The sequence below is a fragment of the Stenotrophomonas sp. ZAC14D2_NAIMI4_6 genome (assembly GCF_003086875.1).
Lineage (GTDB): Bacteria > Pseudomonadota > Gammaproteobacteria > Xanthomonadales > Xanthomonadaceae > Stenotrophomonas.
Map to the genome: position 1 here is coordinate 2,658,806 of NZ_CP025996.1, position 16,467 is coordinate 2,675,272.

11 protein-coding genes are annotated in these 16,467 nt (G+C 66.6%); 2 read left to right on the forward strand and 9 right to left on the reverse strand.

The features are described 5' to 3' along the window. Positions 1-40 precede the first annotated feature (40 nt). The 9 genes from C1933_RS12370 to ligA all read right to left on the reverse strand — a co-directional run bounded on the left by C1933_RS12370 (position 41) and on the right by ligA (position 14,510). Positions 41-1,678 (reverse strand): peptidoglycan-binding protein, encoded by a 1,638-nt coding sequence (locus C1933_RS12370; RefSeq protein ID WP_108753517.1) that lies wholly within the window; start codon positions 1,676-1,678, stop codon positions 41-43. Positions 1,679-1,722: 44 nt separating this feature from the next. After that, complete coding sequence (locus C1933_RS12375; RefSeq protein ID WP_234414525.1) at positions 1,723-2,628, reverse strand: lysozyme inhibitor LprI family protein; 906 nt, start codon at positions 2,626-2,628, stop codon at positions 1,723-1,725. 332 nt (positions 2,629-2,960) lie between these two features. Next, the gene (locus tag C1933_RS12380; protein ID WP_108753519.1) at positions 2,961-5,489 is read right to left on the reverse strand and encodes a membrane-bound PQQ-dependent dehydrogenase, glucose/quinate/shikimate family; all 2,529 of its coding nucleotides are present in this window, start codon (positions 5,487-5,489) and stop codon (positions 2,961-2,963) included. 126 nt (positions 5,490-5,615) lie between these two features. After that, positions 5,616-8,315 carry a DNA gyrase subunit A gene (gene gyrA / locus C1933_RS12385; protein WP_108753520.1) on the reverse strand — a complete coding sequence of 900 codons (2,700 nt, stop codon included), beginning with the start codon at positions 8,313-8,315 and terminating at the stop codon, positions 5,616-5,618. 236 nt (positions 8,316-8,551) lie between these two features. Then, the gene (gene mtnA, locus C1933_RS12390; protein ID WP_108753521.1) at positions 8,552-9,616 is read right to left on the reverse strand and encodes an S-methyl-5-thioribose-1-phosphate isomerase; all 1,065 of its coding nucleotides are present in this window, start codon (positions 9,614-9,616) and stop codon (positions 8,552-8,554) included. 46 nt (positions 9,617-9,662) lie between these two features. Further along, on the reverse strand, positions 9,663-10,397 hold the full coding sequence (locus C1933_RS12395) for a DUF3011 domain-containing protein (RefSeq protein ID WP_108753522.1): 735 nt from the start codon (positions 10,395-10,397) through the stop codon (positions 9,663-9,665). Between the two features lie 150 nt (positions 10,398-10,547). Beyond that, positions 10,548-11,504 carry an EF-P lysine aminoacylase EpmA gene (epmA, locus tag C1933_RS12400; RefSeq protein ID WP_108753523.1) on the reverse strand — a complete coding sequence of 319 codons (957 nt, stop codon included), beginning with the start codon at positions 11,502-11,504 and terminating at the stop codon, positions 10,548-10,550. After that, positions 11,501-11,986, reverse strand: a complete 486-nt coding sequence (locus C1933_RS12405; protein WP_108753524.1) for a GNAT family N-acetyltransferase — start codon at positions 11,984-11,986, stop codon at positions 11,501-11,503. Before C1933_RS12405 ends, epmA begins: the two co-directional genes overlap by 4 nt. Positions 11,987-12,038: 52 nt before the next feature. Beyond that, positions 12,039-14,510: an NAD-dependent DNA ligase LigA gene (ligA, locus tag C1933_RS12410; RefSeq protein WP_199911450.1), complete on the reverse strand. Its 2,472-nt coding sequence runs from the start codon at positions 14,508-14,510 to the stop codon at positions 12,039-12,041. A 225-nt stretch (positions 14,511-14,735) separates the two neighbouring features. Between ligA and C1933_RS12415 the strand changes: the two genes are divergently transcribed. Together C1933_RS12415 and C1933_RS12420 are read left to right on the forward strand one after the other, a co-directional pair. Beyond that, positions 14,736-15,845, forward strand: coding sequence for a pyridoxal phosphate-dependent aminotransferase (locus tag C1933_RS12415; RefSeq protein WP_108753526.1), 1,110 nt, complete (start codon positions 14,736-14,738; stop codon positions 15,843-15,845). A 112-nt stretch (positions 15,846-15,957) separates the two neighbouring features. Next, positions 15,958-16,404, forward strand: a complete 447-nt coding sequence (locus C1933_RS12420) for a transposase (RefSeq protein WP_108753527.1) — start codon at positions 15,958-15,960, stop codon at positions 16,402-16,404. Positions 16,405-16,467 lie beyond the last annotated feature (63 nt).

Here is a 16,467-nt window from a genome sequence, read left to right on the forward strand (position 1 = left end):
CAAGTCTGTGGCCATCCTACGCTGCCACTCTCCCCCAGCATCAGACCAGCGAGGGCCCTCGATTCTCGTGTTGGCGGGTGTCGATGGCCCATTGTTGCTCGCGCTGCAGGTTTTCGCTCGACAGCTCACGAGCTGACTCATCCATCGAGCGTGCGGGCTGCGCGGTATCAACACTGGCGCATTCGCCGGGTATCAGACCGGCCACCCATAGTCGATCACCCGCCACCATCACCCGATCCACGCGCTCGGCACTCTGGATGCCGTTGCGCTTGGACTCCAGAACCGCTTGTAGAACATGGTCATCACCAACGGCATCCGGGGCGCCATCGCGAATGCGCTGGAACAACGCGGCATCGTTCGGCGACAGCGACGGGGCTGCGCTGCCGTGCTGCACCCACGCCAGTTCCGCTTGTTCAGATGCCGGCACTACTGGGTCGGCAACGGCCTGTTGCCGTGCCTGCACTTGGTCCGGCTGAAACTCGGTGCGGGTATAGGGTGGGCGCTGAGGCGGCCAGTTCTCGGCGCGATCGAACTCTGTGGTGGGAGCGTGCTCAATTGCTACGGCAGCATCGTTGAGCTGGTGTCGCGCATCTCCATCGATGACACCGCCCGGTCGCAGCGGCAGGCCCTGATCCTGCTGGAAACTGCGCATTGCGGCCTGCATGTCTGCGTCATAGGTGCGCGCAGCACGCTCCTGGCGTTGGTTGGGCTCGGTCAGATAACCCAGCGCTTCAAGTTGGCGACGCATCTCGAACACCGGCTCCCCCCGCTCGCCGGGCTGCAGGTTGCCATCGGCGAGTGGGCCGGTCAGATCGGTCACCGATCTACGCTTGAAGTCCGGGTCCAGTGTGAGCGTGTCCGCCCGCAAGCGTTGCATCAACGCCTCGTCGAAGTGGCCGTTGGCCGGAATGATTCCGCGCTCGGTCTGAAAACGGAGTACGGCCTGCTCAGCGGATACGCCGAAGTCTCCATCAGGCTTGATCTCGACATTGGCATTGTCGCGCATTCCCAGACGCTGGAGGTATTGCTGTGCCTCGAACACCTGCTGGCTGGCGTCCCCACGGTGAAGGTCCATTGCGGCAACCGGCCCTTGGCTGGTCGGCACCGGCATTTGGAAGCCCGGCTGCTGTACACGCTGGACCAAGCCTGCCACCTCAGTCTCCCAACCGGTGGCCAGTACGGCGATGCTGTCGGGGTACGGGCTGCCATTGTTCAGCTCGCCACCATTGACCGAGGCCCGCGCCTGCCGATAGTCAACATGATTACTATTGATATTGTCAGACAGGCGCGCACCAAACATGCCATCGCGCATGCCAACAACCAGCACTTTCGTAGCGATTTCCGCTTCCGCCGCCCGTTCCGGATGTTCGGCCAACTCGCGGCCCATGCCGAGTGCCTCACCCAGCCGTTCGTAGTTGTTCACATGGGTAAGATGTGCAAAGCCACGACCGTAGTACTCTTCGCCACCAAAGTAACGAAGATCCACTGCCTGCTTCCTTCCCCAATCTTCCTCAGGTGCCGCGAAATCGCGCGATTCGTGCTGAGCTGTCGCCAGCACATACGCGATCTGCCTGTGATCGGTAATGCCATTATCGATGCAGGTCCGGACGATCATCTCCACCGACTGATCACGGGTCAGGCCGAATCCGACGCTGCTTTTTCCATAGCCGTCACTCATATCTCAATACTCCTTGTACAGATCGATTCCGTTCGCCGCGGACGCTAGTTCAGAAGCTCTGATTCGGTCGGGCGTTCACCGTTGCAGGTGTTGTAGCGGCGTTCCAGCAACGTGCGCGTTTCGCTTCCGCTTAGCTGGATAACCTTGTCCTCACGCTCGCACGGACTGACTTGGGCGCGCAGAACAAGCCTGCCGTTCTCGATACGATCGATGTCCCGCCCACCAATGGCCGTTTCCAGCGCGCTTGCACGCACATAGCGATTGGCGTTGGCGTCGAGCAGGTAAAACGCATACACGGGGACGTTATAGACACCGTTGTTGTCCAGCCAGACCTGCAGATCCGGCGCACCGTCTCCGTTCAGATCGGCGACTGTCAGCAGCTCGGCTACCTTTGCACCGGCACCTGCACCCACGCGGGTCAGCTGCGGCTGCACGCCGGTGACAGCGACGTTGCGAGCGCCGCGCGTCACCTTCATCGCCTCCACCTGACAGGTGGTCACGTTGTCCGTGTCACTACAATCGGCCACGTTGAACGTCACCTGTAATGGAGGCGAGATCACACCCTGACCAGGCTGCAGGATGATCCTGCCGTCGTAATCAGGCGCGGCGTCGGCTGTATAGGTGGCGACCTGCGCTGGTGTGATGGGGGCTGCCTTGGCTTCGGCGACCAGGGCTGCAGCCCCACTGCCCTGCAGCTGACGGGCGCGTAGCAACGTCATATGGGTGCGGCACTGCTGCGCATCCAGCTGGACCGCGGCATCCCCTGCCTGCGGGCATCTGCTGTCACGCTGGCCAAGCCATTGCCGCTGCAGATTGCGAAGCACGACTTGGTCAGCGACGGCCATCTTCGATCGTGCTGCAACGTAAGCTTCCTTAAGAGCGGTGTCATGGATCCTGAACTCAGCGTCGACACAGCGTTGGCGGGCGTCAAGCGCATTGGCGCTGGCCATGCATTGCCCGTACGCCGGCGTAAGGTGTCGTGCATCACCAGCCAGGAGCTGAGCTCCGCTTGGCCGCTTCCGTGCCTCCGCCTGAGGTGCAGCGTGTACCGCAATGCACAAGCACGCGGCCAGAGTCAGCAGTGCCGCCGGAACTGCGATGCGCCGCCCGCGCACACGTGGAAACGTCAACATACGATGCCTTCCATGGGGGCACTGGGCTGGCCCCGTCTTCTTCCGATGATGGATGCTGCCCGTTGCCGCGTCCACGTTCTGCGACCCGAGTCACAGCATTCCATCGGCGGTACCCAGGAGGCATCCAGAACACGACCCCAAGGGCATCGTCATTCCGGCAACGCATACGCCATCACGTAATCGCCCTTCGGGGTTTCCATGAAGTGGTGCCCGGCCGCGACGATCACGACATACTGCCGCCCGCCCTGCGCGTACACCATCGGGTTGGCCTGGCCGCCGGCCGGCAGCTTGGCGTGCCACAGTTCCTTGCCGGTCTTCAGGTCGATGGCGCGCAGCAGATCATCGGTGGCGGCGGCGATGAAGATCAGTCCGCTGGCGGTCACCACCGCGCCACCATTGTTGGGCGTGCCGATCTCGATCGGCAGGCCGGAACGGATACCGAACGGGCCATTGCCGCGCGCACTGCCGAACGGGCGGTCCCACAGCAGCTTGCCGCTGCGCAGGTCGATGGCGCGGATGCCGCCATAAGGGGGCTGCTTGCACAGCAGGCCCGTGAACGGCAGCCGCCAACCGGCATTGACGTCGATCGCATACGGCGTGCCCACCTGCGGGTCGCCCGCCCCTTCGGCACCACCCTTGTTGTCGGCGCGAATCTGTTCGCGCGGCAGCCAGCCCTTGCGGTCGGCCTCGGCACGCGGCACCAGCCGGTTGTAGTTGGGCATGTCGTTGTAGTTGGCCACGATGATGCCGCGCCGCGTATCGATGGCCACGCTTCCCCAGTCCGAGCCGCCGTTGTAGCCGGGGTATTCGATGGAGTGGCGGTCGCTGGTGGGCGGCGTGTAGAACCCTTCGTAGTGCGCCTTGCGGAACTGGATGCGGCAGACCAGCTGGTCGATGGGGGTCAGCCCCCACATGTCACGCTCGGTCAGGTCATGGTCGCGGCGCAGCGTGTGGTACAGCGAGAACAGCTGAGTGGGCGAGCGCTGTTCGGGCTCCACCCCGCCCTGCGGCACCGCGCGCTCCTCGGCGGGCGTCAGCAGTTGGCCGTTGCGCCGGTCCAGGATGTACAGGTCGCCCTGCTTGGTGGGCAGCAGGATGGCCGGCACCTTGCCGGCCGCGGTCGGGTACTCGATCAGGCTGGCCTGCGATCCCAGGTCGTAATCCCAAACATCCTTGCGCACGGCCTGGAAATGCCAGGCGGGCTTGCCGGTGGTCACGTCCAGGGCCACCAGCGAGGTGGCGTAACGGTTCTGGTTTTCGGTGCGCGAGCCGCTCCAGTAGTCAGCGGCCGAATTGCCCATCGGCAGGTAGACCAGGCCCAGCTGCTCATCGCCGGTGGCCGTGGTCCACATGTTGGGGGTGCCACGGGTGTAGGTCTGGTCGCGCGGCGGCAGACCGCTGCGCTCGGGCTGGTCCATGTCCCAGGCCCAGCGCAGCTTGCCGGTCATCGCGTCGTAGGCCTGGATGACCCCGGACGGCGCATCGCGGCGCTGGCCATCCAGCACCTGGTGGCCGGTGATGATCAGCCCCCGCACGATGGCCGGCGGCGAGGTGATGGACACATAGCCCGGCGGCACCTCGCCCATGCCCAGGGTGATGTCCACCTGGCCGTTGTTGCCGAAGGCGGCGCAGGGTCGCCCGCTGTCTGCATCCACGGCGATCAGGCGGCCATCCAGTGTGCCTTCGATGATGCGGGCACTGCAGAACGGCCGGCTGCCGTCTGCGGCTGCGCGGTGCATCGGGGTGGGCGGCGGCGCCGGCAGGGCCAGGTCGGCGGCCACATCGGCCAGCACGGCATCGGCCACCGTGGGCGCGCTGGGCTGCTCGTAGTAGGCCACGCCACGGCAGGCGGCGGTATAGGGAATGGAGGCGTCGCGCACCTTGGGGTCGAAGCGCCAGACTTCATTGCCACTGGCCGCGTCCAGCGCAATCAACTGGTTGCGCGCACTGCACAGGTACAGCCGGCTGCCGATCTTCAGCGGCGTGGTCTCGGCACCCCAGCGCTTTCGGGGCACATCACCGGTGCGGAACTGCCAGGCCAGCTGCAGGGTGCCCACGTTCTTCGGGGTGATCTGCTGCAGCGGCGAAAAACGCGTGGCCGCGTTGCTGCGGCCCCATGCCGCCCAGTCCTCTTCGGCAGGTTGGTCGGACGGCTGCAGCCCGGTGGTGTCGCGCGTGGGGTCCAGGCCAGCACTGACTGCGGCCTCGGGGTACGGCTGGCGGCCATCCACTTGACCATGCGGGGCAAAGGCCAGCGCGAAGGCGGTCACGAACACCAGGATCAGCACACATCCAACGCTGCGCGACAGCCGCTTCGGCACCGGCGTGCGCAGGGTGGGTGCCACGAACGCCAGCACGATGCCCAGCGCGGTCACCATGCCCAGCCGCGGCACCCAGCGCCAGTAATCGCTGCCCGATTCCCACCAGGTCCACAGCAGGGTGCCGACGAACAGCGCCGCGTAGACCAGTGCGCCGCTGCGGCGATTGCCCCATAGCAGGATGCCGCTGGCCAGCAGGCCGGCACCGGCGATGGCGTAGTACCAGGAGCCGCCCAGGCTACCCAGCCACGCGCCCAGGCCACCGATGACCAGCCCCAGCACGACCAGCAGCAGGGCCAGCACGGTTACCAATGGGTGGCGGGACACAACGGGTGCGGCGGACTGCGGCGTGGCGGACATCGTCGATCTCCGGGGGCAGCATGGCCTGTTATCCCACCGTCGCTGTGAAGTGCGCGTGCGGTGAGCGCCGGATACAACAACGCCGGCACGAGGCCGGCGTTGTTGAGGTGACGTCGCGACGCGGGCTTACGCCTGCGGCGCGTCCTCGCTCGGTGCAGGGGCTTCGGCCGGAGCGGCAGCAGCCACCTCGTCCTCGTCCTCGTCGATCGAGGCGTCCATGCGTTCCACGGCCTGCAGCTTCTCGTCCTTGGACAGGCGGATGAGCGTCACGCCCTGGGTGTTGCGGCCCACGCGGCTGATTTCCGAGCCGCGGGTACGCACCAGGGTGCCGCCGTCGGAGATCAGCAGGACTTCGTCGCCCGACCCCATCAGCACTGCGGCGACCAGCTTGCCGTTGCGCTCGGTGGTCTGGATGCCGATCACGCCCTGCGTGCCACGGCCCTTGCGCGGGTAGTCCGGCAGCGGGGTGCGCTTGCCGTAGCCGTTTTCGGTGGCGGTCAGGATGTACTGCACGCTGGCGTCGTCGGCGCCGTCGATCACCGCATCGCCATTGGCGGCGGTTTCCTCGACACCGTTGTCGTCCTCGTTCTCGTCCTCGATGCCACCGGCACTTTCGGCCACGATCAGGCTGACCACTTCCTCGCCCGCCGGCATCTTGATGCCGCGCACGCCGGTAGCGGTACGGCCCATCGAACGGACCTTGTCTTCGCCGAAGCGCACGGTCTTGCCGTTGGAGGCGAACAGCAGGATGTCACGCTCGCCATCGGTCAGGCCGACGCCGACCAGGGCATCGCCTTCGTCCAGGTTGATGGCGATCTTGCCGCGGGCCAGACGGAAGGCAAACTCGCTCAGCGGGGTCTTCTTCACCGTACCGTTTCTGGTGGCGAAGAACACGAACTGGCCATCGGCGTACTCACGCACCGGCAGCACGGCCTGCACGCGTTCACCCGGTTCCAGCGGAATCCAGTTGATGATCGGACGGCCGCGGGCGTTGGAACCGGCTTCGGGCAGCTGGTAGACCGGCAGCCAGAACACCTTGCCCGAGCTGGTGAAGGTCAGCAGCGTGTCGTGCGTATTGACCAGCCACAGCTGTTCGATGAAATCCTCTTCCTTGGTCGCCGCCGCACTGCGGCCACGGCCACCGCGGCGCTGCGCGCGGTAGACGCTGACCGGCTGGCGCTTCACGTAACCGGCGTGGGACACGGTCACCACCACGTCTTCCGGCGCGATCAGGTCCAGGATGTCCAGGTCTTCTTCGCTGTGGCGGATTTCGGTACGACGCTCGTCACCGAACTCGGCCTTCACGTTGATCAGCTCTTCGCGGATCACCTGCAGCAGGCGGTCGGGATCTTCCAGGATGTGGATCAGCCCGGCGATCACTTCCAGCAGCTGCTTGTATTCCTCGGTCAGGCGGTCCTGCTCCAGCCCGGTCAGGCGGTGCAGGCGCATTTCCAGAATCTGCGTGGCCTGGATTTCGGTCAGCTGGTAGCCGCCCTCGATCAGGCCCACGCCCTTGGGCAGATCTTCCGGACGCGAGGCTTCAGCACCGGCGGCGCCCAGCATCGAACCGACCAGGCCCGGCTCCCACAGGCGGGCGAGCATGCGTTCGCGCGCTTCGTTGGGGTTCGGCGAGGTCTTGATCAGTTCGATCATCTCGTCGATGTTGGCCAGCGCAACGGTCAGGCCTTCCAGCACGTGGGCACGGGCGCGCGCCTTGCGCAGCTCGAACACGGTGCGGCGGGTGACCACTTCGCGACGGTGGCGGACGAACGCCTCCAGCATCTGCTTGAGGTTCATCAACTGTGGGCGGCCATCGACCAGCGCCACCATGTTGATGCCGAACACCGATTCCATCTGCGTCTGCTGGTACAGGTTGTTCAGCACAACCTCGGCAGATTCACCGCGCTTGATCTCGATGTAGATGCGCATGCCGTCCTTGTCGGACTCATCGCGCAGCTCGCTGATGCCTTCGATCTTCTTTTCCTTGACAAGTTCGGCGATCTTTTCGATCAGACGCGCCTTGTTCACCTGGTAAGGAATTTCAGTGACGATGATCGATTCGCGGCCGTTGTCGGCCACTTCGATATCGGCCTTGGCACGGATGCGCACGCGGCCACGGCCGGTGCGGTAGCCGGCGACGATGCCGGCGGTGCCGTTGATGATCCCTGCGGTCGGGAAATCCGGGCCCGGGATGTACTCCATCAGGCCGTCGACGTCGATTTCCGGGTTGTCGATCAGCGCGATGCAGGCGTTGATCGATTCGCTCAGGTTGTGCGGCGGGATGTTGGTGGCCATGCCCACCGCGATACCGGCCGAACCATTGACCAGCAGGTTCGGGAACCGGGTCGGCATGACCGTCGGCTCCAGTTCCTTTTCGTCGTAGTTGGGCTGGAAATCGACGGTTTCCTTGTCGATGTCCGCCATCAGCTCGTGGGCGAGGCGGGACATGCGGGCTTCGGTGTAACGCATCGCCGCGGCGGAATCGCCGTCGATCGAACCGAAGTTACCCTGGCCATCGACCAGCATGTAGCGCAGCGAGAACGGCTGTGCCAGGCGCACCAGCGTGTCGTAGACCGACTGATCGCCGTGCGGGTGGTACTTACCGATCACGTCACCGACGATACGCGCCGACTTGAAGTAAGGCTTGTTGCTGTGCGCGTTCAGTTCGTTCATCGCGAACAGCACACGGCGATGCACGGGCTTGAGGCCATCGCGCGCATCGGGCAGCGCACGCCCCACGATCACGCTCATGGCGTAATCGAGGTAGCTCTTGCGCATCTCGTCTTCCAGGTTGACCTGGATGATTTCCTTGGCGGTTTCTGCCATTCGGGTTCCGTTGTCTGGTAGCGGTCCAGTCCGGCGCAGCCCACTGCAGGAGGGGTCGTGCCGGAACCTCGATTCAACCTGCCGATACTACCACAACGGGCCGTTTTCCGCCCGTGTTTACGGGGGTTTTACCGGCACAAATCAGGAACTTAGGGGATTGCCGGGCAGCCGCCGGCGCGACCGGGGCCGGGGTCAGATCCCTTTCCGCAGGAAAGGGCTCTGACCCCGCCTGTCCGTCAACCGCCGAACGCGGCCCGCATGTTTTCCAAGGTCGGGTTCAGGATGACCCCGCGCTCGGTCACGATGGCGTCGATCAGCTCGCCCGGGGTCACGTCGAACACCGGGTTCCAGGCGGCGATGCCCTCGGCCACGGTGCGGGTACCGCCCACGCCGTACAGCTCGCCCGGGTCGCGCTGCTCGATCTCGATCTGGCTGCCGTCCACGGTATCCATGTCCACCGTGGACGAGGGTGCCACCACCATGAACTTCACCCCGTGGTGGCGGGCGGCGATGGCCAGCTGGTAGGTGCCGATCTTGTTGGCGGTATCGCCATTGGCGCAGATGCGGTCGGCGCCGACGATCACCCACTGCACCGCACCGGTCTTCATCAGGTGCGAGGCGGCCGAATCGGCGATCAGGGTGGCGTCGATGCCATCCTGCTGCAGTTCCCACACGGTCAGGCGGGCGCCCTGCAGCCACGGCCGGGTTTCGCCGGCAAACACCCGGGCGATGCGCTGCTGGGCCATGCCCGCGCGGATCACGCCCAGGGCGGTGCCGAAACCGGCCGTAGCCAGCGAACCGGTGTTGCAGTGGGTCAGCACGCCACTGCCGGCCTCGATCAGACCCGCGCCCAGTGCGCCCATGTGGCGGTTGGCGGCCAGGTCTTCTTCGGCAATGGCCTGCGCCTCGGCTTCCAGCACGGCCTTCCAGTCGGCGCCGGCGGCGGACAGCGCGCGGCGCATGCGCGCCAGCGCCCAGGCCAGATTCACTGCGGTCGGGCGCGAGGCATTCAGGCGCTGCAGCGCCGGTTCCAGCTGCTGCAGCGCATGCGCGCCGTCGGCGGCCTGCACGTCGCGCGCGGCCAGCACCACGCCCCAGGCCGCAGCGATGCCGATGGCCGGCGCGCCACGTACGGTCAGCGCATGGATGGCGGCGGCAACTTCGTCGCTGTCATGGCAGGCAACGTGTTCCACCACGAACGGCAGCTTGCGCTGGTCCAGCAGCTGCAGCGCGTCGCCGGTCCACAGGATCGGGCGGATGTGGTCGTAACGGGCGTAATCGAGATCGGTGGCAGTGTTCATGGGCCCATTGTAGGGCCAGCCCCTGCCCCGTGGCCCTGCCGGGCGGTCAATTCACCGAGAATTCGGCCCGGCAGCCGCCGTCCACCCAGATCCCGTTGCGGTTCCAGCCCCAGGTCTGCCCTTCCACGCAGGCGGTGCCGGAAATCTGCCGCGACACCACGGCGCCGGCGCTGATGCTGGCCCCGCAGAAGCGACGCCGCTTGGATTTGGATTCGCAGGTCAGCCGGCGCGGCATATCGACGAAGCGCCCCTGTTCGTCGGCCACCTCGAAATCGCCCTGGCAGCCACGGCTGGTCCAGATTTCATTGCGCTTGTAGCCCCAGCCCTGCCCTTCCCGGCACGGCAGCACCGACAACTGGCGCAGCAGCCGTACCGGCGCGCCGTCCAGCCGCACGGGGCAGCTCTGCGGCCGACCACTGGATTCGCAGCGCACCACCCGGCGCACCAGGCGCTTGCCGGCATCAGGGCTGGCCGTCGTGGCCGCAGTACCGGCGGCCGGGCGTGCGCGGAACTCGGCGCGGCAGCCCAGGGTGACCCACACGCCGCTGCGGTCGGTGCCCCATTCGCTGCCGCGGATGCAGCTGTTGCTGGACAACTGCCGCACCAGATCGACGCCATTGGTGACGTCCAGGTCGCAGTGCACCCAGCCCATGTCGCGCGATTCGCAGGTGATGACCTGGCCGTCATAACCGGTCTGCGCCGACGCCGGCAACGGCATGACCGCGCCCCATATCGCCATGGCGTACACCGGTGCCGCTACGACCGCCAACCACTTGACCAAAGCTTTCCCCAACCGAGTCGATAACCACGCTGCCAGTGTCTGGCATCAGGCGTGATAAGAGCATCATCGCCGTTGCTGAATCAAGCGTGGAATGTGCTCGATCCGTTCAGGCCGTGCAGCGGCGGCGCGAAGAACGCGCGCACGCCACACTCATGCATGGGCGAAGTCGAAGGCCAGCACATCGGCAATGCGCGGCGTGCCGTTCATCGCCATCAGCAGGCGGTCCACGCCTACCGCCACGCCTGCGCAGTCGGGCAGGCCCGGCAGTGCGTCCAGCAGCGCCTCATCCAGCGCCGGCTGCACCTGCCCACGCGCGTGGCGGCGCTGCAGATCGCTGTTGAAGCGCGCGCGCTGTTCATGGGCATCGTTCAGTTCGTGGTAGCCGTTGGCCAGCTCCACCGTGCCCAGGTACAGCTCGAAGCGTTCGGCCAGCGGCGGGCTGCCGGCGCGGATGCGGGCCAGCGCCGCCTGGCTGGCGGGCCAGTCATGCACCGCCGTCATCACCGCGTCATCGAAGTGCGGTTGGATGCGATGGGTCATCAGCAGGTCCAGCCAGTCATCGCGGGTCAGCCCGACCGGGTCGATGTGCACCTCCCCCAGCGCCGCGCGCAGTGCTGCCTCGTCGGCAGCGAAGGGATCCACCCCGGCATGCTGCTGGAACAGCTCGCGGTAGCTGAGCACGCGCAGGCTGGCGGTGCGTCCCACCAGGGCCAGCGCCTGGCGTACCAGCTCGGCGGTTTCGTGCATCAAGCGGTGGTGGTCCCAGCCGACCCGATACCATTCCAGCATGGTGAATTCGGGGTTGTGGCGGCCGCCCGCTTCGCCGTTGCGGAACACCCGGCCCAGCTCGTAGCAGTCGCCCACGCCAGCCGCCAGCAGACGCTTGAGCGGATATTCGGGCGAGGTGCGCAGCCAGCGGCGGCGGCCACCGGCATCGACGTGACCACTGAAATCGGTATGGAAGCTGTCGATGTTCGGCTCGGTATTGCCGGCCACCGACAGGATCGGCGTTTCCACTTCCATCACATCGCGTTCGGCGAAGAAGCGGCGCAGCAGCGCATTCAACGCCGCGCGCTGCTGCAGCGTGCGCATCAGCTGCGGATTCACAGGATGCCCTCGGCGCGCGGATGGTCCAGCGGCAGGGTCAGCAGGCTGCGGGTGTCATCGATATAGCCGCTGGCCAGGTACAGGCGGCGTGCCAGCTCGTTGTGGTGGTTCACTTCCAGCCGCAGGCGGGTGACGCCGCGGCCGCGTGCACGCTGTTCGCAGATGGCCAGCGCCTGCTTGCCACGACCACGGCCACGTGCGCGATGGCTCAGGTAGAGCTCGTCCAGCAGCACGAAATGGCCGCCCTGCTCCAGGCTGAAACCCATCGCCAGCACGGCATGGCCGACCACCTCGCCGGCTTCGTCCAGCCACAGCAGCACCTCGCCATTGCGCGGGTCGGCCAGCAGCGCATCGACCCCACGGCGAACGCGGGCATCATCGAATTCGATCTTGTCTTCGGCGTAGAAATCGCGCATCAAGGCGATCAATGCCTCTTCATCAGCACGGGTGGCCAGGCGGAAATCCAGCGGGGCGATCTGCATCGGTAGTCCTCTCTTGCTTCAGGCCGGGCGCACGCGGCGCCCGGCGGGTTCATCACTCGTGTTCGGCCAGATAGGCCAGCAGGCGATCTTCGTCCCACACCGGCACGCCCAGCGACTGCGCCTTGTCCAGCTTGGAACCGGCTTCGGTGCCTGCCACCAGGAAGCTGGTCTTCTTCGAGACGCTGCCCGACACCTTGGCGCCCAGCGCTTCCAGGCGTTCCTTGGCCGCATCGCGGGTGAGCTGGGCCAGGGTGCCGGTCAGCACCACGGTCTGCCCGTCCAGCGGCCCGGCCACCACCTCGGCCAGGGCCGGCGCGTGGGCCAGGATGTGCTGCATGGCGCGCTCGGCGGCCAGCAGCATTGCCCCCTGGCCGTCGCTGTCCAGCCACTGCGCCAGCCCGCGCGCGGTGTCATCGGGCAGGCCGGCGTTGACGAACTGGCCGTGCTCGGCATCCAGCACCGCCTGCGCGGACGGCAACGCTGCCACCAGCTTTTCAGCGCGCAGGCGGGTGATGCCGGGAATCTCGGCCTCCACCAGCAGCTGGGCCAGATCCAGCCCTTCGCGCAGCTTGGCGCTGGGCGGATGGGCATCGGCAATGCGCACCTGCCCCACCTGCAGCAGATCGTCGATGGCCTGCTGGTTGCCGGGCTGCTCGAAGAAATGCCCCAGCGAGCGTGCGACTTCACCGCCGATATCCGGCACGCGCTTGAACAGCGGCCACGGCAGGTGGCGGATCAATTCCAGGTCACCGAACCACTGCGCCAGTGCCTTGGCCGTGCTTTCGCCCACGTGCTCGATGCCCAGCGCGAACAACAGCCGTTCCAGCGTGGCATCACGGCTGGCATCGATGGCCGCGATCAGGTTGTCGGCCCACTTGGTGGCGATCTTCTTCGTGTTCCATTCGAAGCTGGCCGGCTGCACCAGCGCCTGCGCGCGCCAGCCCGCATCGGCGGCGTCCAGCTTCAGCACGGCGGTGAGCACCGCGCCACTGCCCTCGGCGGGCAGGTGCAGCTTCAATGCTGCGGCCAGGGCCGAGGGATCTTCGGCATCGAGCACCAGCTTCAGGTGCAGCAGCGTGTCGCGGCTGAGGCGGTACAGATCCGCCACGCTTTTCACGATGCCGGCATCCACCAGCGTTTCAATGTACTTGTCGCCCAAGCCGTCGATATCCATGGCGCGGCGCGATGCGAAGTGCGCAATGGCTTCCTTGCGCTGCGCCGGGCAGGACAGTTCGCCCGAACAGCGCCATGCCGCTGCACCTTCTTCGCGCACGATCTCCGCACCGCACACCGGGCAGTGGGTGGGCATCTGCCAGGGCGTGGTGCCCGGCGGGCGACGGTCCACGATGACGCTGACCACTTCGGGAATGACATCCCCGGCACGGCGCACGATCACGCTGTCACCCACGCGCACGTCCAGCCGCGCGATCTGGTCGGCGTTGTGCAGGGTGGCGTTGGACACGATCACCCCGGCCACCGCCACCGGCGCCAGACGCGCGACCGGCGTGGCCGCACCGGTACGGCCGATCTGGATCTCGATCGCCTCCACCGTGGTGCTCTGTTCCTGCGCCGGGAACTTGTGTGCGATGGCCCAGCGCGGCGCGCGCGAAACGAAGCCCATCGTCTGCTGGCCGGCGCGATCGTCCAGCTTGTAGACCACGCCGTCGATATCGAACGGCAGGCCGTCACGGCGCTCGCCGATCATGCGGTAGTAGCCCAGCAGCCCGTCGCTGCCTTCCACCACCTGGCACAACTCGCTGACCGGGAAACCCCAGGCCCCGAGCTGCGCCAGCGTGCCCGAATGGGTGTCCGGCAGCTCGCCGCCCTGCACTTCGCCGGTGCCGTAGGCAAAGAAGCTGAGCCGACGCTGGGCGCTGATTTTCGCGTCGAGCTGGCGCAATGATCCCGCCGCTGCGTTGCGCGGGTTGGCCAGCACCTTGCCGCCGTGCAGGCGCGCACGTTCGTTGTAGGCCTCGAAATCGGCGCGGGCCATGTACACCTCGCCGCGCACTTCCAGCACATCGGGCCAACCACTGCCCTGCAGGCGCTTGGGAATATCGGCGATCTGCCGCAGGTTGGCGGTCACGTCCTCGCCGGTGCTGCCATCGCCGCGGGTCGCGCCCAGCACGAACTGGCCGTCTTCATAGCGCAGGCTGATCGCCAGGCCGTCCATTTTCGGCTCGGCGGAAAAGCGCAGCGCGCCACGGCGCAGGCGCTCGTCGATACGGCGCACGAAGTCCGCCACTTCCTCATCGCTGAACGCATTGGACAGCGACAGCATCGGGACCGCGTGGGCGACTTCGGCGAAGCGGCCGGACGGGCGCGCGCCCACCTGCTGGGTCGGACTGTCGGCGCGGGCCAGCTCGGGATGCTCGCGCTCCAGTGCCTCCAGCGCGCGGACCAGGCGGTCGTAGTCGGCATCGGGAATTTCCGGCGCATCCAGCTCGTGATAGGCACGGTTGGCCTGGGCGATCTGCCGGCGGAGATCCTCGGCGCGTTCGGCGGGGCTGGGGCTCATCGGAATCCGGTGGTTCTGGGATGGCCGGGAATTCTACCGCGCCCGACCGTCAGGCCCCGTATTGCCGTATTTGTAGAGTCGAGCTTGCTCGACTGCTTTTCCAGCCCAGTCGAGCAAGCTCGACTCTACCGAAGCAAGGCAGTCGAGCAAGCTCGACTCTACCGGGCGGTGGGCTTGCCGCCCTGCCCCACCAGCGCTAGCGTGCGGCAACCGCCCCTTGGAATCCTGCCCGTGACCCTGCCCACATCGCGCCGCCATTTCCTGCACCTGGCCGGCGTCGGCCTGGCTGTTGCCGGCACGGGTCTGCCCCGCGCTGCTGCAGCGCAACCGGCGCCCGTGGCAGCTGTCCCAGTGCTGTTGAACTTCAATGAGTGCCCCTACGGCCCTGCGCCCGCCGCCCAACAGGCCGCTCGCGACAGCATCGCCGGCAGCGGCCGCTATCAGTTTGCGCTGGCCGGGCAGGTGCGCGATGTCTTCGCCACCCAGAACGCCGTGCCGGCCGACCATGTGCGCCTGTACCCGGGTTCCAGCGAACCCCTGAACCGCGCCGCCACGCTTTGGACCGGGCCGCAGTCTGCGCTGGTGGTGGCCGACCCCACCTTCGAGGCGCTGGGTGACCTGGCTGCTGCGCGCGGCGCGCAGGTAACAAAGGTGCCACTGCGCGAGGACGGCGCGCACGACCTGCGCGCGATGGTGGCAGCGGCGCACGCACGGCCCAGCGGCCTGATCTACGTCTGCAACCCGAACAACCCGACCGGATCGATCAGCGCGCCGGCCGAACTGGCCTGGCTGCTGGCCAACAAGCCGGCGTCCACCCGTGTGCTGGTGGACGAGGCCTACCTGCAGTACAGCGACCAGCCCAGCCTGATCGGCCAGGTCGCCCAGCGCGATGACCTGATCGTGCTGCGCACGTTTTCCAAGCTGTATGGCATGGCCGGCCTGCGCCTGGGCGTGGCCGCCGCCCATCCCGAGCGCCTGCGCGAACTGTCCAGCCTGGGCGAGAACCCCCTGCCCGTACCTGCCCTGGCCGCAGCGCTGGCCAGCCTGGGCGACGCGCAGCTGGTGCCGCAGCGGCGCCAGCAGAACGCGCAGGTACGCCAGGCCACCATCGCCTGGCTGGGCAAGCGCGGTTTCAGCTGCGTGCCGTCGGAAGCGAACTGCTTCGTGGTGGATGTGCAGCGCGACGGCAGTGCCTTTGCCAAGGACATGGCCGACAACGGCGTGGTGATCGGCCGCAGCTGGCCGATCTGGCCGCAGCGCGTGCGCATCACCGTGGGGACCGAAGCGGAGATGGCAGCATTCCGCCGCGCGTTTGCAAAGGTGGCCGGCGTACCGGCATGACGCCGAGGGCGACCCATCTGTAGAGTCGAGCCATGCTCGACTGGGGCCTTCCCTACAAACCTGACCGCATTCAAGCGATACCCAAGCTACCTTGCCCAGCCAATGCTGAGGCATGCCCAGTCCACTTCTCCTGAAAGGCCGTTGGTCGCAGGTGCGGAATGTCTATGCGATCACGACGGTCACCCATCAACGCCGTCGCTACTTTGACGATCCAGAACGCGCCGCCGTCATCGTTGCGGGACTGCAATGGATCCAGCAGGAGGGCCGATGCCTCAATCTTGCCTGGGCGGTCATGCCCGACCACGTGCACTGGCTGATGCAACTGCGCACAGGAACCCTTGCTGCGTCGGTGCAGATGATGAAGTCGCGCTGCAGCCGTCTGGCTGGGACCGACGGCCCTCTCTGGCAGCGTGGCTACTATGACCACGCAGTACGGTGCGACGAATCCTTGAAAAGCCAGGCGCTGTACATCGCCGCCAATCCCGTACGCGCGGGCCTTTCGGCGCAGCTTGGCGATCATCCGTTTGCGTGGTGCCGTTGGTTTGATCGGTCGCCGTAGTAATTTGAGTCGAGCATGGCTCGACTCTACAAAGTTGCGCCGATATGTAGAGTCGAGCCATGC

Bases quoted from the DNA above. Each gene is read 5' to 3' on its own strand.
- gyrA (WP_108753520.1), bottom strand. From the start codon at position 8,315: ATGGCAGAAACCGCCAAGGAAATCATCCAGGTCAACCTGGAAGACGAG.
- C1933_RS12370 (WP_108753517.1), bottom strand. From the start codon at position 1,678: ATGAGTGACGGCTATGGAAAAAGCAGCGTCGGATTCGGCCTGACCCGT.
- C1933_RS12380 (WP_108753519.1), bottom strand. From the start codon at position 5,489: ATGTCCGCCACGCCGCAGTCCGCCGCACCCGTTGTGTCCCGCCACCCA.
- mtnA (WP_108753521.1), bottom strand. From the start codon at position 9,616: ATGAACACTGCCACCGATCTCGATTACGCCCGTTACGACCACATCCGC.
- C1933_RS12405 (WP_108753524.1), bottom strand. From the start codon at position 11,986: ATGCAGATCGCCCCGCTGGATTTCCGCCTGGCCACCCGTGCTGATGAA.
- C1933_RS12420 (WP_108753527.1), top strand. From the start codon at position 15,958: ATGCCCAGTCCACTTCTCCTGAAAGGCCGTTGGTCGCAGGTGCGGAAT.
- C1933_RS12375 (WP_234414525.1), bottom strand. From the start codon at position 2,628: ATGGCCAGCGCCAATGCGCTTGACGCCCGCCAACGCTGTGTCGACGCT.